General features: G+C 72.3%; 2 protein-coding genes. Both read left to right on the forward strand.

Annotation, left to right across the window (positions count from 1 at the left end; all coding sequences use genetic code 11):
* The first annotated feature begins 121 nt into the window (after positions 1-121).
* The gene (locus E1285_RS44910; protein WP_132161007.1) at positions 122-463 is read left to right on the forward strand and encodes a hypothetical protein; all 342 of its coding nucleotides are present in this window, start codon (positions 122-124) and stop codon (positions 461-463) included.
* Positions 464-1,154: 691 nt separating this feature from the next.
* A complete protein-coding gene (locus tag E1285_RS44915) occupies positions 1,155-1,703 on the forward strand; it encodes a GNAT family protein (RefSeq protein ID WP_132161008.1) in 549 nt (182 codons plus the stop codon).
* The last annotated feature ends 101 nt before the right edge of the window (positions 1,704-1,804 follow it).

The raw sequence follows: 1,804 nt of genomic DNA on the forward strand, positions 1-1,804 counted from the left end.
CCCTGGGAGCGCCAGGCCGCCCGCCCCCTCGGGCCCGCCGCCCGGATACGGCTCGGCCCCCAGCATGCCGGCTCGGGGCTCTGGCCGTCCCGGCGCAGCATCAGCCGCCGGCGCGGGCTCGATGTCATCGCCACGCACCCGCCGCAAGCCCGTTCCCACCGAGTTCCAGCAGGAACTGGCCAACGTGCTCGACCGCCTCCGCCAGGCGTCGGACAGACACGACCAACGCGTGCACCTTCTACTGGGCGATCTCCTCCCCATCCTTGAGTCGATCGTCCAGCGCATGGAGGCGCAGTCCTTGGCCACCACGTCCCTCACCACCCTCCGCGACGACCTGCGCCGCCTGCCCCCCGCTCCGGACCAGACCACCGTCAACGACCTGTGGACCCGCGCACTCCAGATCCTCGGCGACATCACCGGAGCCCCCGAACCCCGTCGCCCCTTCTGGAAACGCCGCACCTGACCCTGCCCCAACAACAAGGAGCCGTACGGAAGCACCGCCGACGGCGCGGTCAGACTTAGGAAGGCGCCTCGGGGACCACGTACACCTCCGAGGGCCACCGGACGGGAACGGCCGCCGGGCGGGAAAGGTGCCCCTGCCCGGACGCCGTCTCCCACGTGGGTCTGGGGACAGCTTTGTCGATCCCCCGCCCCTGCGATGCCTGGCACGTGGGTTCGTGGCAGCGCGGCCTTGTCCACGCCCCGGCCCCGCGCTGCCTGGCACGCAGGTTCGTGCAGGGGCAGCCCTTCTTGGTGGCCCCACCCGGCAAAATCCGCCAGAAGGATCGGGGCCTGGGGCAGCGCGGCCTTGTCCACGCCCCGGCCCCGCGCTGCCTGGCACGCGGGTTCGGCAGTGTGGTGGACGCGTAGTGCGGAGAGATCCGGGCCGTTGCCAGGGACTGTCCGTAACCGAGTGTCAGGGACGTCATCGAGTTGGTGATCAGACGGGCCGTCCCGGACCGGTCGAGGACCGCGCGGCTGCGGTGGGTTCTCGCGTCGGTAACCCGCTGGGGCGGGTTCGCTTCCCAGACGTGACCGTGCGGCGAGTGCGCTCTGCGGGGGGCGTGGGGCAACCTGGCCCGTAGGCGGCCGGCCGTCCACCGGCCGGTCCATGAGCAGAGCGGTTCGCGGCAGGGGGCCAGTGCGGAGGTGTCATGGGCTGTCGCGTGGTACTGCGCCGGCTGCGGGCGGCGGACGAGGAGGAGTTCGTCCGGCTCGCCGGACAGAGCGCGGAACTGCACGCGGACTGGGTCAGGACGCCGGCCGACCCGGAGGCGTTCCGCGAGTATCTGGGCCGGTTCGCGGACCCGGCGGCCGGCGAGGCCTTGCTGATCGAACGGGCGGACACGGGCGCCATCGCGGGACATGCCACCCTCACCGGCATCGTCCGGAGACCCTACGACCGCGCCGTCCTCGGTTTCGCCGCCTTCACGCCGAACGCAGGGCGGGGCTTCATGACCGAAGGCGTCGGGCTGACCGTCCTGTACGCGTTCGGCCCGCTCGGGCTGCACCGCGTCGAGGCGGACGTCCAGCCAGGGAACGAACCGTCCCGGCGCCTGGTCCACCGGCTCGGCTTCCGGCGGGAGGGCTTCTCCCCCGGATTCATCAACATCGGCGGCGTCTGGCGCGACCACGAACGCTGGGCCATCACGGCCGGCATGACCACCAGCCTCCCCCCATGTGACACGAACCTGATGCCTTAGCAGGGCGCCGACCGCGGGGATGCTGATGACCAGCCCACGTCGTGCACGTGGCCTCGGAAGCGGCGCGAGCCCCAGGGTGTGGGCGGACGGGGGGCCTGAGG

It is taken from the genome of Actinomadura sp. 7K507 (assembly GCF_004348425.1).
In the GTDB taxonomy this organism is placed as follows: Bacteria; Actinomycetota; Actinomycetes; order Streptosporangiales; family Streptosporangiaceae; genus Spirillospora.

What these genes read in the sequence shown, in the direction of transcription:
- E1285_RS44910 (WP_132161007.1), top strand. Translation starts at nt 122, where the DNA reads ATGTCATCGCCACGCACCCGCCGCAAGCCCGTTCCCACCGAGTTCCAG.
- E1285_RS44915 (WP_132161008.1), top strand. Translation starts at nt 1,155, where the DNA reads ATGGGCTGTCGCGTGGTACTGCGCCGGCTGCGGGCGGCGGACGAGGAG.